Source organism: Chroococcidiopsis sp. CCNUC1 (assembly GCF_023546805.1).
GTDB lineage: Bacteria > Cyanobacteriota > Cyanobacteriia > Cyanobacteriales > Chroococcidiopsidaceae > Chroococcidiopsis > Chroococcidiopsis thermalis.
Genome location: NZ_CP097480.1, coordinates 2,980,754 through 2,996,960 on the forward strand (window position 1 = coordinate 2,980,754; position 16,207 = coordinate 2,996,960).

The window sequence follows — 16,207 nt, forward strand, 5'->3', positions numbered from 1 at the left end:
CTTACGCTAGATAAAATTTTTTTAATTATATAGCCACAAACCAGCACTCGCACTCTAAACGTGCCTCTGAAAGCGAGAATAGGCACAGGCGATCGCTAATAAATACTACAGGTGAAAATATAATTGAGAAACTAAGCTTTAAGCAGTCTATCTAGCAAAGAGTTAATCGAACGCTTGATTTGATGCCTGCGTTTCCAATTCTGGAAGGCTTTTTCATACTCCTCGCCTTGAATCTGTGATTTATTCCATACATCAAGACCTAAAAGAAAACTTAAAGATAATAAGATATAGAGCGACCAAGACAGACCACCGCCACTGACCAGATCTAAAAGGATAAAAAAGATATTAACTAAACCATAGTTACCAAATCTTTTTTGCAGCTTTTTCCGTCTATCCAGATTAAATTTCTGCCGTTCTTGACTATCAGATTGCTGATTCAACCACTCTTGTTCTGCTAATTGCAGACATTCTGGGGAAATTTCTAATTCAGCGGCAATTTCTAATAATTGTTGGCGAGAAAATTCTCCTTCATAGGCTTGACGAGCGATCGCTATTTGGAGAATTTGTTGAATATCTTCTTGGTGATAAGTCTGCACTAGCTTGTTGTCAACCACTGTTTTCATCTCACCTATGCCTTTCCCAGAAAATTTTGACTCAATCCAGATAGCTTCACTGTTTCTATGATAATTCGGAATTCAGTGAGTTGTCGTTGGTCGATGAGTCGTTAGTGGCGTTTTAGCGAGGTGGCTGGTGACTGGTGTTTTTTCCTCTTTGCTAATCACCAGTCACCAACTACTATTTACTCTTGCGGTGGTTTTGGACGTTTGGTCGGTTTGGGAATGGGGGCTTTGGGAATGGGTTTTTGAGGCATGGGTGTAGAGCTATCAGTCTTACGGACGGGACGTGGGGTCTCGAATTTACCTCTACCTCCACCTTTGTTATATCCTCCTCCCGATCGCGCGCCGAAGGGTTTTTTCATCGGTTTTCGGAAGGGTTTAGGCAAAGTAGCGATCGATGTACCTTCTTGTACGACGAGATCGTCAGCTTGTCTGAGAACGTGAAACTCCCAAAACTGACCTACAGCTTTTGTTTTCAGCACGCCTTGAAGATTGACTTTAAAAAACTTGGGTCGATCTGATTCTTTGCGTGGCGCTTGCTTGATTTTCACGACCAGCCGACTATCCCCCGCAGACTGAAAAACGACTTCACCGCGTACAGAAAAATAACCATCTTCGGCGTTGTCGATCGGTGCAGAATCCGCTTCTGAGGGTGCTGCTTCACTGGTGGGAGTTTCTTCTGGGGTTGGTTGCTTTGCTAGGGTTTCTGGTTCCCAAACTCCGACAATTTGAAGGTGCAATTGATTATCTTTTTGTCCCGTGCGCGGGTAAACCACCCACAGGTGTTCTGCCTCTAAATCTATGTGCTTTCTGACTAAGCTAATAATTCGCCCTAGCAGTACGGCTTGCAGTTGAGTACCATCATGCGCCAGTAATGTTCCTTGCGTGAATTGTTCGGCGCTGGCTTGATAGCGACCGCGTACTAGACCAATGGCACGATACTGCATTGGTTCGCTTGGGGGTGGAATTGGCTGCTGGCGGTTTGCTTGGTTTTCCTCTGCTACAGTCTCGGTTGGAGGCTGTTGAGAATCGGAATCGGAAACTTGGGAAGACGGAATCAGGTCGGAATTCATAAAAACTCCTTAGCGGCGGAGACAAATCCCATTTGGGACTATTTTTATCCTGCTGCCCGCAAATTCGAGCGGCGGATAATTTAAGTTACGTTTTGTATGCTGTCGGCAAGCGTAGCTCATTGGCAAGAAGTAAACTAAGCGTGAGCGCAGCATAACATATCACTACAACCCCAATTGGTTGTGATGTTACCCTAGATCGGAAAATCGCTATTTTACAAAATCTGCACTCGTGCAGGCAACTAGGTAAATTAACCCCCTTTCGCTTGGCAACGAGCAATTAGCATTCTGAATGTTAGCTTTTAAGATATGGAAGTAGAGTTCAAAGCGATATCGTGTCACAGCCATCCCGCAGTCGTTGGTTCATCAATCTCGTCTTGGCGCTAGGAGCCGTTTTCTTTATTGGGGCTTCGATGTTACCCCTGTTAGAAGGCATAGTCAAAGATAGTCAGCCAGCGCAGGAAGCTACGCCCACTGCTAGCCAGACAGCGCGAACGCAATCTTCATCTCCACTGGTGAATCAGGCACAAGAGTACGAACTCGTTCTAAAACAGGAGCCAGATAACCAAGCAGCACTGAAGGGATTAGTAGAAGTTCGCGTCCGCCAGAGAGACTTTCAGGGTGCGATCGCACCTTTAGAAAAACTGATTGCTCTCAACCCCAATGAAGGTTTATATCACTTAGTATTGGGTCAAGTTTATGCTGCCCAGAAAAATAGCGATCGCGCCAATGCCGCTTTTGACCGTGCGATGCAAATCGACCAGAAAGATTATCGTCCTGTTTTAGGCAAGGCACTGCTACTTAAAGAACAGGGTAAGCCAGAGCAAGCTAAGCCCTTGTTCGAGCAAGCTGCTGCCCTTGCACCTAGTCCCTCAGAAAAAGAGCAAATTAACAACTTGGCTAATCCTCAACCCACCCCTGCTCCCGCAGTTCCCCAGCAAAAACAAAAGTAAATTTTAATTATTCTTTACTTGCGATCGCAAAAATCAATTTATTTGGCTATGGTGGATTGACTTTCAATCTGCGATCGTGATATTTATTATTTAGAATAGAAATATAATTTATTTTTTTGAAATGCTTACGCTTCGATTATTAAGAAAACCCTTTTGGTTAAAGCAATAGTATCATCAGAAAAGTAAAAATACAAGATTTTTCCAGCTTAAATTTTTCTGGCAGTATTACACCCTTGCAAAGAGATTTAGTTAAACGCAGACAAGGGTAGTGCAGTTACGCTCCATAAGTTTCTTAACGCTTGTTTTACATCAAGATTGTATTTGCGCAGCAGCCCAAGCTGGAGCAGCTACGAGGCTTACTTTATTTGACTTTTAGCTTTTGACTTTTGACTTACTTATCAGTAGCCAAACGGGAGTACGCATGTATAAAATATTGCATAGCATTCATTTGTACTAGCATGATAACAGAATCAAATATGAGTGACGTGCAGGAGCCGATAGTAACTGCTGCGCCAGAGATTAGGCAAATTATCGAGCGAGTCTGTCAACTAGAGAAAAATAGACTAGACCGAAAAAGCCAAGGTCATATTAATGACGATATTGTGAAGATTATCAAAGAAGAGGTGCAGTAATGAAGCTCACTTCTATCCAATTATGTAATTTTCGCTCTTTTTATGGGAAAACACCAGAAATAATCTTAGCGACTGGAAGCGAACAAAACACTACAATTATTCATGGAAACAATGGTGCGGGAAAAACGAGTTTATTAAATGCCTTTACGTGGGTATTGTACGAGAGATTTAGTGCAGCTTTTGCTTCTGTCGAGCAATTAGTAAATAAACGCGCGATCGCCGAAGTACAATTAGGTGCAGCAGTAGAATGTTGGGTAGAAGTCAGTTGGGAACATGAAGGAAAACGTTACCGCACTAAGCGCAATTGTCGAGTTTATAAAAATGAATTAGATATAGATGCAGGTAAAAGCGAATTATTTATGTATGTGTCTGGAGATGATGGACGTTGGTATATTCCACCAGAACATCCAGAGGAAATTATTCATCAAATTCTCCCCAGTAGTTTACATCAGTATTTCTTTTTTGATGGCGAACGCATCGAGCAAATTGTTCGTTCTGATAAAAAAACAGAAATTGCTGAAGCTACTAAAATGCTTCTGGGAGTTGAAGTCTTAAATCGCGCAATTCGGCATTTAGGAGAAGCAAAGAAAACTCTAGATAATGAGTTAAAAGCAATTGGGGACGGCGAGACACAAAAACTACTTAGGCAGCAGAGTAAAGCCGAGAAAGAAATAGAGCGAATCAAGCGTAGGCAAATAGAAATCGAGCAAGAATTAGAGTATCAAGATACGCTGAAGAAAGAAACGAGCCATTATCTACGGGAACTTAGTGCGGCAAAGGAATTACAAGAAAGACGGCAGGAGTTAGAGCAACTGAAAAAGACGAATCAAGATAGTCTTAAACAAAGCCGAGAACTTTTAAAAAGAGCTATTTCTACGAAAGGATATACAGTACTTTTATCAGAAGCCACAAATCAATTTCGATCTATAGTTACGGAATTAAAACAGCGAGGAGAATTGAAGGCAGGAATTTCGCGGGAATTTATTAGCGATTTACTGAGTTCCCAACGTTGTATTTGCGGTGCAGATTTACATGCAGGAGATTTCGCTTGCGAAAGTGTGAAAAACTGGTTAGAAAGAGCAGGTTCCTCTACTGTAGAAGAGACAGCTATTCGCATGAGCGCACAAGTAGATGAAATTGATAAACAAGCACCTATCTTCTGGGAAGAAGTAGATAGAGAGCAAGCTAGAATTCAGCAATTAAGACAGACAATTTCACAGATAGAAACTGAATTAGATTCTATTCAGGAACGATTGCGTAAAGATCCAAGTGAAGAAATTCGGAGTTTGCAAAAACGTGTAGATGCGATTGAAGTAAAAATCAGAGAAATAATCCTAGAACAGGGAGCAAATCAACAGCAGATCGTTAATTTTCAAGCCGAAGCTGAGAATTTAGCTAAGCAAATTATCAAACAAAAATACAATGAAGAAAGACAAATATTAGCTCAAAGACGAATTGCTGCTACTCAGGATGCGATCGAGCGTTTAGCTGAAGTGCGATCGCGACAAGAACGACAGTTTCGCTTACAGTTAGAAAAACGAGTTCAAGAAATATTTCGAGAGATTTCTTTTACTCCTTATATTCCTAAAATTAGCGATCGCTATGAACTAACATTAGTAGAAAATACAATTGGTATAGAAATGCCTGTCGCTGCGTCTACGGGAGAAAATCAAATTCTCAGCCTTTCTTTTATTGGCAGTATTATTGACAGAGTGCGGGAATGGAGCGAGAAGAAAATGCTAATGGTTCCCGATACCAGTACTTTTCCAATCGTGATGGATTCCCCCTTTGGTAGTTTGGATGAAATTTATCGCCGTCAAATTGCCAAAGTGATTCCTAAATTAGCTAATCAATTAATTGTTTTAGTGACAAAAACTCAATGGCGAGGGGAAGTAGAAGCAGAAATGTCAAGCAGAATTGGGAAGCAATATGTGCTGACTTATTATTCTTCTAAACCTGACTGTGAAGAGGATTCTATTAGTATTGGTAGCAGGCGTTATCCTTTAGTTAGGCAGAGTCCGAACGAGTTTGAATATACCGTAGCAGTAGAGGTAGAGGACAATGGCTAGTTCGTCTCCTACACAGAATTTTGTGGCAGATACTTGGGTGAAAGCTACCTGGGAAGAATTTATGGCAATAGCCGATAACCCAGAGTATGAGAAAGCTAATTTTTATTACGATCGCGGTTACATGAGGATTGAAATACCACCAATTGGTTCTAGCCACAGCCAGGATAATAGCATTGCTCATAATGTAGTGAGTTTGTATGCCACTGTTAAAAATAGTAGAATCAAAAGTCTAATTAATTGTAGTTTTTGGAGAGCAGGTATTAGAGAATTTCAACCGGATTTAGCTTTTTACATTGGTGCAGAATTTAGATTTCCACCGCGTTCCAACTCACCGATTAATTTAGACGAATTTCCACCACCTACTCTAGTCATAGAATTAGGTGCGACTTCTTTCAATGATGATATAGGACGCAAACGATTAATTTACAAACCCGCAGGAGTCAGAGAATATTGGGTAGTTGACGTGAATGCTGGAGATATTATTGCATTTAGAATTTTTCAAGGAAGTAGTGGAGAAATTCAAGAATCTAGGATATTACCTGGATTAGAAATAGCTTTAGTGAAAGAAGCATTACAACGCAGTCTAACTCAAGATGACGGCGAGATTAACCGTTGGCTATTGCAGAGTTTTAGTCAAGGATAAAAATGTATGATTGCGAATCCAGATTACAAATATATGTCACTCCAAGAATATTTGGAATGGGAAGAACGCCAAGAATTCAAGTACGAATATCTCAATGGCGAAGTTTATGCCATGACTGGGGGTACTATCCCTCACAATGATATTGCTGTTAACCTAATTACTGCCTTAAAAAATCAATTACGAGGAAGCCGTTGTCGTGTCAACATGGCTGATGCAAAAGTTTGCGTATCTGAGGAGGGACCATGTTATTATCCAGACATAGTTGTAAGTTGTGACGAAAGAGATAGACAAGCAACCAAATTTCTTCGATATCCCTCTCTAATAATAGAAGTTCTTTCGCCTAGTACAGAAGCTTACGATCGCGGCGGAAAATTTACTCAATATCGTCGCATTCAAACTTTAAGCGAATACGTTTTAATTGATGCAGAAAAAGTCAGTGTAGAATGTTTTCGATTAAACGATCGCGGTTTTTGGGAATTGCATCCATATGAAACGGGGGATGAAGTCGAGTTCGCGAGTATCGATTTTTGTTTTCCTGTTTCCTTAGTTTACGAAGACGTGCAATTTCCTAATTAGAATATTGGGTGAATAAAATTCGCGTTTACACAAACAAAGCCTGCTTGTAATGTACGACAGGTTTATGTACTGCGAGAACTAGGTGAGGAAACTTATCAACAGGAAACAATTTTAGGTGAAGGCGCTAAGTTGTCACTGTTAGCTTTTCCTGAAATTGAGGTAGAGGTGAGTCAAATGTTTGTGTAATTGGGGGTGCGATCGGTTTTTGGGAAGTTGTAGAGATACAAATAAATTGTTGAGTTAATATAGCTAAGAATTAGGTACTGGCAGAATGGTAGAAACTGGTAGGATTAGAGTTGCTAAAGATAAAGCCGAATTAGTGAAATCCTTAACAGCAGCAGACGGTGCGACGGGTCCATTTCCAACTTATGCTGATGTCATTGTATTTGCTGCTGCTTTAGGTGCAAAGCACAAAAAGCGCGTTCCTTTGGGAGAGGTTTCTAAAAAAGAACCAGCACCGATTCCTCAAGAACAATTTTTAGTCAGAGGGTATGATGCAGTAATAAATTTAATTGCGGTTAATGAAACCGAAGAATTAAAAATTTTGTCCTTGACGGAAAATCATACTAATGAGAACCGTAACGATATTTTTGAAGAGTATGTTAACGGTGGACTGGAAATGTTACAGATAGAACTACGAGGTGCAGTTGATTATACAGAAAGGCTTCTACTAATTCTTATTTCTGAAGTAGTGAGGCAGAAAAAAGAAGAAGAGGAATTCGATTTAAGCAAATTCATCCCGCAAATGTAAGTATTATTCAATTTTAATAGCTCATGTCCAGCCCAGTTCCATTTTTACAATCTTGACTGCTGTTGATATGACACCTGTACCAAATGATATTTTGTATGGTTTAGCTGGATTTTTAGGTTTTGGATCTAATCTAACAATATTATCTCTCCAAACGCTATTACTTCTTGACCAGTCAATTTCAGCTAACCTCAATATCATGGCTTCATTGAAGTGATTGCTTGACCGATCGTAAGTAAAGTTCAGCAAACGTCCTAGTATCTCCAAACCATAACTTAAACCTATAATGTAATCTTCTTTAAAATTCATAACTTCATCACTTGTCAGTTGCTCGAACTTTTTCTCAGCTATTAGTTTGGTAGCAGAACAGTTTGAAAAAAATAGATTGAAGGCTACAGCCAAAGCTTCAGCAGAAGTTTCGACATCGTACTCTAGAATCTCATCGTCAGGATGATCTACAAATGCACAACTAACAGATTTTGCTATGTAATTAGTTGTGTAAATTAATTTATTTTTTACTCCAACAGATGCTTTAATTTTTTCGGTTTTTCCTTGAAACATCATCACTCTATCTAATAAGTTTTGAGTGATGCCATCTCTTCCTAAAAACTCCCCGTAAGAAACTAAAAGAGACTTAGCTAGAGGTGCTGATTGAGCCATGTCTCTAAAATCTGTTTGACATTGGCGATCGCTGTCTTCTAAAACTAAAGTAATTGGAAATTCATCATTTCCAATTAAATGTCGTTCTGCACTCAATATTAACTCCTGCATAGCACGAGTTCGGTGCTGTCCATCTGTAATATCTAAAGCAACGTCATTTGGAATAGCTACTAGACAAACTCCTGCACCTAACTCAATAATTGTAATTTTTTCCCTGGCTACATTTGCTGTCAATGTACCTAAAACCCAAGGTTTGCCAATCCGCGCACGATCTAAAACATACTTTTTAATTTCATCTGCATGACCTTTTATTACCGGGCGATTTTTACCTGAATTTGGATCGTTATCAGTAGCAGGTTTCGCTTGAAGAAGAACAGGTAAGTCTCCAGCAGGAACATTAATTTGTAGCATTTCCCGCTTCCCTTGATGAAAAATTAATCCTGGATAGCACCGATACTTGCGACGGTACTTTGAGTAGTACGATTCAAGCAGAGGTCAAGCGGCTGGTTTGATTCGGATTGAGAGTTATTAGTATTATCCTCTTGCATATTTACCACAAAGTATTTATATAAATTAGCAAAGGTCAGCTAATATAATATGCAATTGTTTGAGAATGTGGCATCGGTGAAAACTACAATGAAAAAAAATAAGTGTTTGTGTTAATTCAGAACCGAGGGAAGTCCTACTTCTTTGGGTTCGACAAACTGACCATCAAAACCTACAGTTTTATCCTCCACGCTTCTTGCATCAGCCAAAGTTTTTCGCAGTTCTGCCCGTTCCATCCGATCCTCAATTCCACCCAAAATATAAACTAGTAATTTCGCCGCTAAATCTTTCCCAGCAACTTGCACTCGCTTCTTATTTGGGTCATATAAAACGCCATACCAAAGAGACTGCGGATACTCCATGTTGCTAAATCCGCCTTCCAAATCAAATTTTCGCAACTTCTTAAAAATCTCTTTCAACTTAAACCCTTTCTTGAAAACCAAAACTCCCAAAGCTTGCGCCAAAGCTACTTGACCTACAGGACGGAACAGCATATTTCCTTCACCCCCATCCTTTTCAAAATTGAATCGCCGCAGGCTAGGTGTATCTTCATCCTCCAATAATTTGTAACTGGGAAGAGTTGCCAAACAATCGAATAACTGCCAAAAATCAGAAATTCCTGCCTCAAGTTCCCTATTCTCTGGGCGCATGGGAATTAATCCTTTTTCCCACGGTTTCCAGTGCGGAAACTTCTGCCCTAAATAGCGTTCTGACATATCTTTGAGGGCTTGCAGCGTCGTCAGAACCGTTGACTTACTGGCAATTGTCGCACTATTCCAATTAATACGCGGCTTCCGGTTCAATCGCTGTTCCAGTAGTGGATGACTTACAGCAATTTTTCTTGCCACAATCGAAAAGCCATCATCTTCATTCAACTGGGCTAACTGACCTTTCGTTAGGGGTGCAGCCATCAAATTGACATGGACAAAAATAGACCTTACCCTTCGCCTTGCTGCTTCGCGGGTTTCCCCAGCTGCAACAGCACAGATGAACTCGATACCAATTTTTTCTTGAGGGATGTCCTGCAAATTGTTAGAGACGAGATTATTCGCGTCTTGACTATGAGATTGTTCTACTAAATCGGCTAGCTTGATGGAAGTGCCATCAGGAGATTTATCTTTGCGATAGCGTGGGAGTTGACCAGTTTTCAGCAACTCCATTAGCCCCTGCGCCCCATCAGCCGATGTTGTCCATCCAGGGCGTATATGGTGACATCCGCCTCAGCAACATTTAGTAGACCAACCTTGCCTTCTCGATCTAGCGTGATAAAATCTGTAGTCGATGCGATCGCTTTACCGTGGCTATCCCACTCAGCAGCTTTGGGATTATCTACCCAAGGTTGGCTAATCACCACCAATACAGGTGGGAACTTATGATGCTTCCGCGTGGCTAAATACTGTGTTAACGGGAGTTGTCGCGACCAATCCAGAGGACGCTGCTGAATTTCATCGATAGTGTCTGCGTCAATCTCGATATTGTCAGTTTCAGGATTATATTTTTGTCGCAGTAGGGGTAAAGCAGAGGCAAAATGTACCCGACTGGCAAACCACTCCAGCGTCACAGAACCTACATAAGCCTCAGTCCCGCCCATTTCTGTCTTCTGCACCAGTATTCGATCCTGCTGCTGCAAAAACTTATCCAGCAGGGTTGTCAGAGTTTGTTGTTCCTGAGTTTCTCGTTTCCCCATACTTTGCACCTAACGACGGTGATTCTAGAGTCCGCCTTCGCGGACTTTGCCTGTGTAGACGCGAATTCTATTCGCCCGTAATCTTTGCTACACTATCTTTCATTGCCGTTTTTTTCACCCTTGCATCAGTGCATAGGTTAATTTCTTAAAAGAACTTGGCTCTATTGTCAAGTTTTTAAAAACTTTTAAATGATAGTTTTTAAAAACCTCTAGACCTTACAATACTATAGTTAACTACTAGAAATTCGCGTAGCAGATTTGGTTTGTGTGGTTCTGTGACTTATAATCGCACCCATACTCGTCCGTATTTCCAGAGGTAGGGAGGATGACAATAGCGAATCAGCCAGACCAAAAAAATCAGCCAGCACGTAATGTAGCAGAGTTAGTCCAAGAGATCGAGCTACTGACGGCTGAAATACAAGAATTGTATTGTTCTGATGCGATACCCTGGTGTGTTGGCTACAGTGGTGGTAAAGATTCTACTGCTACTTTACAATTAGTCTGGAATGCGATCGCTTCTCTGCCAATTGAAAAGCGTACTAAAGCCATTCATGTAATTACAAATGATACTTTAGTAGAAAATCCTTTAGTTTCTAGTTGGGTGGGTAATTCTTTAGAACAGATGAAGGTTGCTGCTAAAGACCAACAAATGCCAGTTGAACCCCATCTGCTTCACCCTGCTACCAAAGATACTTTTTGGGTAAACCTTATCGGCAAAGGTTATCCAGCACCGCGCAACCGATTTAGATGGTGTACGGAACGCTTGAAGATTCAACCCGCTGATAGTTTCATTCGTGCAGTTATTCGGTCTAGTGGTGAAGTAATTCTTGTCCTGGGTACGCGCAAAGCTGAAAGCGTAAAGCGGGCGGCTAATATGGCAAGACATAGAGAGTGGCGGGTACGCGATCGCATCAACACCAACCCCAATAGACCTAACTCACTAATTTATTTGCCAATTGAAGACTGGCGTACAGATGAAGTTTGGCTATACCTCATGCAGTGGCAAAACCCTTGGGGATATAGCAACAAAGACTTATTTACCATGTACCGAGGCGCGACAGCAGATAACGAATGTCCCCTAGTTGTCGATACCTCCACTCCCAGTTGTGGCGATTCCCGCTTTGGCTGCTGGGTTTGTACGATGGTGAGTAAAGATAAATCAATGGAGGCAATGATCCAAAACGATGAAGAAAAAGAATGGATGCAGCCTCTATTAGATATCCGCAATGACTTGGATGTACAAGACGATCGCGATAAAAGAGATTTTCGCCGAATTTGGGGTGAAGTGCAACTATTTGAACGCAATCACAATGGCGAACTCTCAGTTGAACCCATACCTGGTCCCTACACTAAATATTGGCGAGAACATTGGCTGAGACGAGTTCTAGAAGCACAAACCCAAGTTCGCTGTACTGCACCAGAAAATATGCGTGATATCACCCTAATTACTACTGAAGAATTAAGCGAAATTAGAAGAATTTGGCTGGAAGAGAAACACGAATTTGATGATAGCCTACCTCGGATTTATGCAGAAGTGACGGGCGAAAGTTTCATTGATATTCGTCCTGGTGCAGATTATAGCCTTTTGGGTAGCGATGAATGGAACGTGCTAGAAGAAATTTGTGACGGGGATGCCATGCATTTAGAATTAATGGCAAAGCTTCTCGATACAGAACGTCAATTTCGCAAAATGGCAAGGCGTGTAGGTATTTACGACGCGCTAGAGAAATGTTTTAAAAGTAGTTCTCGCTCTCAAGATGAAGCAATTAAAAATGCTCATTTCAAGCGAGATTTAAAGGATGCTGTTGGTAAAGGCGATGTCGATAAGGTAAAGCAGCTAACTTTAGGGGATGCAGTGGATGTAGAGGACGATAAGCCGATGAGTTGGGGGAATTTTAAGTTTAAGAAATGATTTTACTCGAACTCGTATTACAAAACTTCGGTCCATATCAAGGCACGCAAGTCATCAACTTAAGTCCATTTAGTGAAACTGAAACTGAGAATATCTCACGCCCAATTCTCCTCTTAGGTGGAATGAATGGGGGTGGAAAAACAACTTTAATGGATGCGATTCGCCTCGCACTTTATGGACATCGCGCCCAATGTTCTACCAGAGGTAGTTTAAGCTATAGTGACTTTCTAACTCAGTGCGTTAACAGCCATACGTCACCAACTGAAAAAACTCGGATTGAATTAGCTTTCGGACATATTGAAAATGACAAACCTGTAGTTTATCGAATCGTTAGAACTTGGGAGAAAAACCCTAAAGATGGCAAGGATGTTTTGGGGATTTTGAATGATGATGAATGGCTAAATAGTGGTTTAGTTAGCATCTGGGACGAATATATTGAAAACTTACTACCTCTAGGAATTTCTAATTTATTTCTATTCGATGGCGAACAAATTAAAGAATTAGCAGAACAAGAAACACCTCCACTTGTGGTAGTTGAGGCTATTCGCGGATTGTTAGGATTGGAGTTGTCGGAACGATTAGCGGTAGATTTAGAAATTTTAGTCAATCGCAAACGCAAAGAAATAGCTGATGCAAAGGATGTAGTCAATTTAGAAGAAATAGAAGAAAAATTGAAGGTATTGCAAGATAAACAAAATGCAGAAAATTTACAGTTAATATCTTTGCAAGACGACTTAACATTAGCAGAAAAAGAACAGCAAGAAACATTTAACAAATTTCTCGCTGAAGGTGGTAAAATAGCAGCCGATCGCAGCCAATTAGAACAACAGCATCAAACCAAAAACGCAACCGCAGAAACAGCGCGTCAAGCTATGAGAGAATTAGCATCTGACGTGTTACCTCTTGCTTTAATTACACCACTCCTAGAACAAGCGCGATCGCAAGCAGAAACTGAAATAAACCGAGCGCGATCGCAAGTAGCACAAGATATATTATTAGAACGAAACCAACGTTTATTAACACAAATTTCTAACATAAATATTACAGCGGAACAATTAGATAAAATCAAAATATTGCTCGAACAAGATGTAGAGACGTTCCATGGAACGTCTCTACAAGAATCTTCCTGGTTGCAAAGCGATCGCGAAACGCTAGATTACCTCACTAATTTACTCAACTCTGGTTTACCAATTGCAAAAAACTCCGCACAACAGCAGCAAACGATACTCGAACAACAAGCAGCAGAAATCGTCGATCTCGAAAGACAATTACAAACAGCAGCCTCGCCAGAAGCTTATCAGCAATTAGTAGAAACGCTACAAACAGCACAAAATAGAGTTACAGATATAAAAGCAAACTGTGAAACAGCCAAACGCCGCATTCTAGAATTAGAAACCGCGATCGCACAAACGAAAAAAGACTTAGATGAATATACCGAACAAACCATCGATCGCAAAAATACCGAACACGTTATTACATCCGCATCAAAAGTCCAAGAAACCCTAAAACTGTTTCGCGAACGTTTAACCTTAAGGAAACTAAATAAATTAGAAGTAGAAGTAACAGAATGCTTCCGCTATTTATTGCATAAATCAGATTTAGTACATCGAATTGCGATCGCTACCAATACCTTTAGCCTTTCCCTCTACGACTTACAAGGGAAACCAGTCCCCAAACATCGCCTCTCAGCCGGAGAAAAACAACTTCTAGCGATCGCATTTTTGTGGGGACTCGCCAGAGTCTCTGGACGACGCTTACCCATCGCCATCGATACCCCCCTCGGACGCTTAGACTCCTCCCACCGCCAAAATCTCGTCGAACGCTACTTCCCCTCCGCCAGTCACCAAGTCATCCTCCTTTCCACCGACACCGAAATTGGGGAAAAAGAAGTCCACACCCTACGCCAAAACGAAGCGATCGCCCGCGAATATCTTTTAAAATACGATCCAACAGAACGACAAACAACGATAGAACCTGGCTACTTCTGGTAAGTCAAAAGTTAAAAGTCAAAAGTCAAAAGTCAAAACTTAAGGGTTACAGGCGACCAATTACCAATTACCAATTACCAATTACCATCTACTGCTATGGAGTCACCAATCGATCGCATCCGCCTGTCCCAAACAGCAAAAGAACAACTGATCAAACTCAAACGCAATACCAAGATCGACCAATGGAATATATTGTGTCGTTGGGCTTTTTGTCGTTCTCTCGCCGAACCAACTACCCCCTCACCCGTACCAATTCCTACAGATAGCAACGTAGAGATGACGTGGCGTGTATTTGGGGGAGAAATGTCAGATGTCCTAGCGATCGCGCTTAAACAACGCTGTTATAACGATAATCTGGGTATAGATAAAGAAACCCTGGCAACTCAATTCCGCTTGCACCTACACCGGGGTATCGGTTATCTGGCAGGAGATCCTAATATAAAGAAGATAGAAGACTTAACTGCCATTGCCCTACAACCTCATGGTCGAGTCTAACTACCTCGCAACATTACCAGAGATCGAACGCCATCGGGCGGCTATTTATCGTGTAGAAATATCTCGTCCCGTGCGATCGGCAATAGAATCTGCAATCTTAAATAACGATACCACGTTTTTCGATTACGGTTGCGGTCATGGGGGAGATATCGATCGCGTTGCCAACTTAGGATACACTAGCAGCGGTTGGGATCCTTACTACCGTGCCGATGCTCCCCGTATTGCCGCAGATATTGTAAATTTAGGCTACGTTCTCAACGTGATTGAAGATTTGGAGGAACGCCGCCAAGCCTTAATTTACGCCTGGGAACTCACCCGCAAAGTTTTACTCGTCTCAGCGCAAGTCCTGATTAACGATCGCAGCAGCAATCAAATGGCGTATGGTGATGGCATTGTTACGAGTCGCAATACATTTCAAAAATATTACGACCAAGAGGAACTGAAAAAATATATTGATGAAGTCCTGAACGTCGATGCAGTTCCAGTCGCATTAGGAATCTATTATGTCTTTCGTAACGAACAAGAACGGGAGAGTTTCAAAGCTTTACGCTTTCGTTCTCGCGCTACCACACCAAGAATACGCATTCCTAGCAAGCGATTTGAAGATTATCAAGAACAACTCGCGCCTTTGATGGCTTTTGTCACGGAAAGGGGACGATTACCTGTCAAGGGTGAGTTAGCAGAGGAAGCAGAATTAATAACTGAGTTTGGTAATTTCCGCCGCGCCTATAATGTTATCTTACAAGCCACGGATGAAGCAGAATGGGATGCGATCGCCTATCGTCGTTCTTTAGATATTCTGGTATATCTTGCGTTAACTCAATTCAGTCAGCGTCCCAGTTTTAATAAGTTATCACCCGCACTGCGCCACGATATCAAAGCTTTTTTTGGCAGTTATCAAGAAGCTTGTGAGGTAGCAGATCGTAAGCTTTTCAGTTTGGGTAAGCCTGGAGTTATTACTAAAATCTGCCAGCAAAGCAAGATAGGAAAGCGTTTACCAACAGCTTTATACGTTCACGTCTCGGCAATTGAAGAATTAGATCCGCTGCTGCGGATTTATGAAGGCTGTGCGAGTCGGACTATCGGACGTTTGGAAGATGCAACGCTGGTCAAATTTTGTACGGATAAGCCAAAGATTTCTTATTTATTTTATCCAGATTTCGATACAAATCCTCATCCAACTTTACATACAAGTATGCAAATTCATTTGCCGGATTTGAAGGTATTTTATCGCGATTACGATCGCGCTGCTAATCCACCAATTCTGCACCGTAAGGAAACTTTTGTCAGCGAACGTTATCCTTTGTCCGAACAGTTTGCTAATTTGACTCGACAAGAGGAAGAGTTGGGTTTGTTGAAGAATTCTCGCGAGATTGGAACGCGGGATGGATGGTATAGGCGGTTGGAGGAATATGGGGTGGAGATTCAGAACGATCGCGTGGTTTTTGTGAATTCGTAGGGGAGTTTTGGTTGATTTAAAATTTAAGGCTGAATTTATGTCACGCATCAGCCGTAGGCGTTAGCGATAGCGAAGGCGAAGCCGTTAGCGTAGCGTTAGACGCAAAGGCGCGAAGAGGAACGCTAAAGATGTAATGTGCGTGGGAGTAAAGT

At 41.5% G+C, this 16,207-nt stretch carries 13 protein-coding genes and 1 pseudogene; 10 read left to right on the top strand and 4 right to left on the bottom strand.

The window, feature by feature from the left end:
- Nucleotides 1-131: 131 nt before the first annotated feature.
- On the bottom strand, nucleotides 132-623 hold the full coding sequence (locus M5J74_RS13910; RefSeq protein ID WP_015154688.1) for a 2TM domain-containing protein: 492 nt from the start codon (nucleotides 621-623) through the stop codon (nucleotides 132-134).
- A 176-nt stretch (nucleotides 624-799) separates the two neighbouring features.
- The gene (locus M5J74_RS13915) at nucleotides 800-1,690 is read right to left on the bottom strand and encodes a hypothetical protein (RefSeq protein WP_106216083.1); all 891 of its coding nucleotides are present in this window, start codon (nucleotides 1,688-1,690) and stop codon (nucleotides 800-802) included.
- A gap of 332 nt (nucleotides 1,691-2,022) precedes the next feature.
- On the opposite strand from M5J74_RS13915, the gene M5J74_RS13920 reads away from it, so the two are divergent.
- The 6 genes from M5J74_RS13920 (at nucleotide 2,023) to M5J74_RS13945 (ending at nucleotide 7,311) form a co-directional block, all read left to right on the top strand.
- The gene (locus M5J74_RS13920) at nucleotides 2,023-2,640 is read left to right on the top strand and encodes a lipopolysaccharide assembly protein LapB (RefSeq protein WP_106544519.1); all 618 of its coding nucleotides are present in this window, start codon (nucleotides 2,023-2,025) and stop codon (nucleotides 2,638-2,640) included.
- Nucleotides 2,641-3,116: 476 nt separating this feature from the next.
- Nucleotides 3,117-3,272 (top strand): hypothetical protein, encoded by a 156-nt coding sequence (locus tag M5J74_RS13925; protein WP_181245259.1) that lies wholly within the window; start codon nucleotides 3,117-3,119, stop codon nucleotides 3,270-3,272.
- Nucleotides 3,272-5,341: an AAA family ATPase gene (locus M5J74_RS13930; RefSeq protein ID WP_250016996.1), complete on the top strand. Its 2,070-nt coding sequence runs from the start codon at nucleotides 3,272-3,274 to the stop codon at nucleotides 5,339-5,341. The genes M5J74_RS13925 and M5J74_RS13930 overlap by 1 nt, the downstream gene beginning before the upstream one ends.
- Nucleotides 5,334-5,984: a Uma2 family endonuclease gene (locus M5J74_RS13935; protein ID WP_250016997.1), complete on the top strand. Its 651-nt coding sequence runs from the start codon at nucleotides 5,334-5,336 to the stop codon at nucleotides 5,982-5,984. The genes M5J74_RS13930 and M5J74_RS13935 overlap by 8 nt, the downstream gene beginning before the upstream one ends.
- A gap of 6 nt (nucleotides 5,985-5,990) precedes the next feature.
- Entirely contained in the window at nucleotides 5,991-6,560 is a 570-nt protein-coding gene (locus tag M5J74_RS13940) for a Uma2 family endonuclease (protein WP_106216085.1), read from the top strand.
- A gap of 271 nt (nucleotides 6,561-6,831) precedes the next feature.
- On the top strand, nucleotides 6,832-7,311 hold the full coding sequence (locus M5J74_RS13945; RefSeq protein WP_250016998.1) for a DNA phosphorothioation-associated protein 4: 480 nt from the start codon (nucleotides 6,832-6,834) through the stop codon (nucleotides 7,309-7,311).
- Between the two features lie 21 nt (nucleotides 7,312-7,332).
- Here the strand turns inward: M5J74_RS13945 and M5J74_RS13950 are convergent, their stop codons facing one another.
- Both M5J74_RS13950 and M5J74_RS13955 read right to left on the bottom strand, forming a co-directional pair.
- Nucleotides 7,333-8,379: a DNA sulfur modification protein DndB gene (locus tag M5J74_RS13950; RefSeq protein WP_250016999.1), complete on the bottom strand. Its 1,047-nt coding sequence runs from the start codon at nucleotides 8,377-8,379 to the stop codon at nucleotides 7,333-7,335.
- A 248-nt stretch (nucleotides 8,380-8,627) separates the two neighbouring features.
- Nucleotides 8,628-10,201: pseudogene (locus tag M5J74_RS13955) on the bottom strand (DGQHR domain-containing protein).
- A 325-nt stretch (nucleotides 10,202-10,526) separates the two neighbouring features.
- Here M5J74_RS13955 and dndC point away from each other — a divergent pair.
- From dndC to M5J74_RS13975, 4 genes are all read left to right on the top strand, one after another.
- Entirely contained in the window at nucleotides 10,527-12,113 is a 1,587-nt protein-coding gene (gene dndC / locus M5J74_RS13960; protein ID WP_106216089.1) for a DNA phosphorothioation system sulfurtransferase DndC, read from the top strand.
- Nucleotides 12,110-14,104 carry a DNA sulfur modification protein DndD gene (dndD, locus tag M5J74_RS13965; RefSeq protein WP_250017000.1) on the top strand — a complete coding sequence of 665 codons (1,995 nt, stop codon included), beginning with the start codon at nucleotides 12,110-12,112 and terminating at the stop codon, nucleotides 14,102-14,104. Before dndC ends, dndD begins: the two co-directional genes overlap by 4 nt.
- A gap of 93 nt (nucleotides 14,105-14,197) precedes the next feature.
- Complete coding sequence (dndE, locus tag M5J74_RS13970) at nucleotides 14,198-14,596, top strand: DNA sulfur modification protein DndE (RefSeq protein ID WP_015154701.1); 399 nt, start codon at nucleotides 14,198-14,200, stop codon at nucleotides 14,594-14,596.
- Nucleotides 14,583-16,055, top strand: a complete 1,473-nt coding sequence (locus M5J74_RS13975; protein WP_250017001.1) for a DNA phosphorothioation-associated putative methyltransferase — start codon at nucleotides 14,583-14,585, stop codon at nucleotides 16,053-16,055. Before dndE ends, M5J74_RS13975 begins: the two co-directional genes overlap by 14 nt.
- The last annotated feature ends 152 nt before the right edge of the window (nucleotides 16,056-16,207 follow it).

Excerpts from the sequence above, each read along its gene's own strand:
- M5J74_RS13910 (WP_015154688.1), bottom strand. The coding sequence starts at position 623 with ATGAAAACAGTGGTTGACAACAAGCTAGTGCAGACTTATCACCAAGAA.
- M5J74_RS13915 (WP_106216083.1), bottom strand. The coding sequence starts at position 1,690 with ATGAATTCCGACCTGATTCCGTCTTCCCAAGTTTCCGATTCCGATTCT.
- M5J74_RS13925 (WP_181245259.1), top strand. The coding sequence starts at position 3,117 with ATGAGTGACGTGCAGGAGCCGATAGTAACTGCTGCGCCAGAGATTAGG.
- M5J74_RS13930 (WP_250016996.1), top strand. The coding sequence starts at position 3,272 with ATGAAGCTCACTTCTATCCAATTATGTAATTTTCGCTCTTTTTATGGG.
- M5J74_RS13935 (WP_250016997.1), top strand. The coding sequence starts at position 5,334 with ATGGCTAGTTCGTCTCCTACACAGAATTTTGTGGCAGATACTTGGGTG.
- M5J74_RS13940 (WP_106216085.1), top strand. The coding sequence starts at position 5,991 with ATGATTGCGAATCCAGATTACAAATATATGTCACTCCAAGAATATTTG.
- M5J74_RS13945 (WP_250016998.1), top strand. The coding sequence starts at position 6,832 with ATGGTAGAAACTGGTAGGATTAGAGTTGCTAAAGATAAAGCCGAATTA.
- M5J74_RS13950 (WP_250016999.1), bottom strand. The coding sequence starts at position 8,379 with ATGCTACAAATTAATGTTCCTGCTGGAGACTTACCTGTTCTTCTTCAA.
- dndC (WP_106216089.1), top strand. The coding sequence starts at position 10,527 with ATGACAATAGCGAATCAGCCAGACCAAAAAAATCAGCCAGCACGTAAT.
- dndD (WP_250017000.1), top strand. The coding sequence starts at position 12,110 with ATGATTTTACTCGAACTCGTATTACAAAACTTCGGTCCATATCAAGGC.
- dndE (WP_015154701.1), top strand. The coding sequence starts at position 14,198 with ATGGAGTCACCAATCGATCGCATCCGCCTGTCCCAAACAGCAAAAGAA.
- M5J74_RS13975 (WP_250017001.1), top strand. The coding sequence starts at position 14,583 with ATGGTCGAGTCTAACTACCTCGCAACATTACCAGAGATCGAACGCCAT.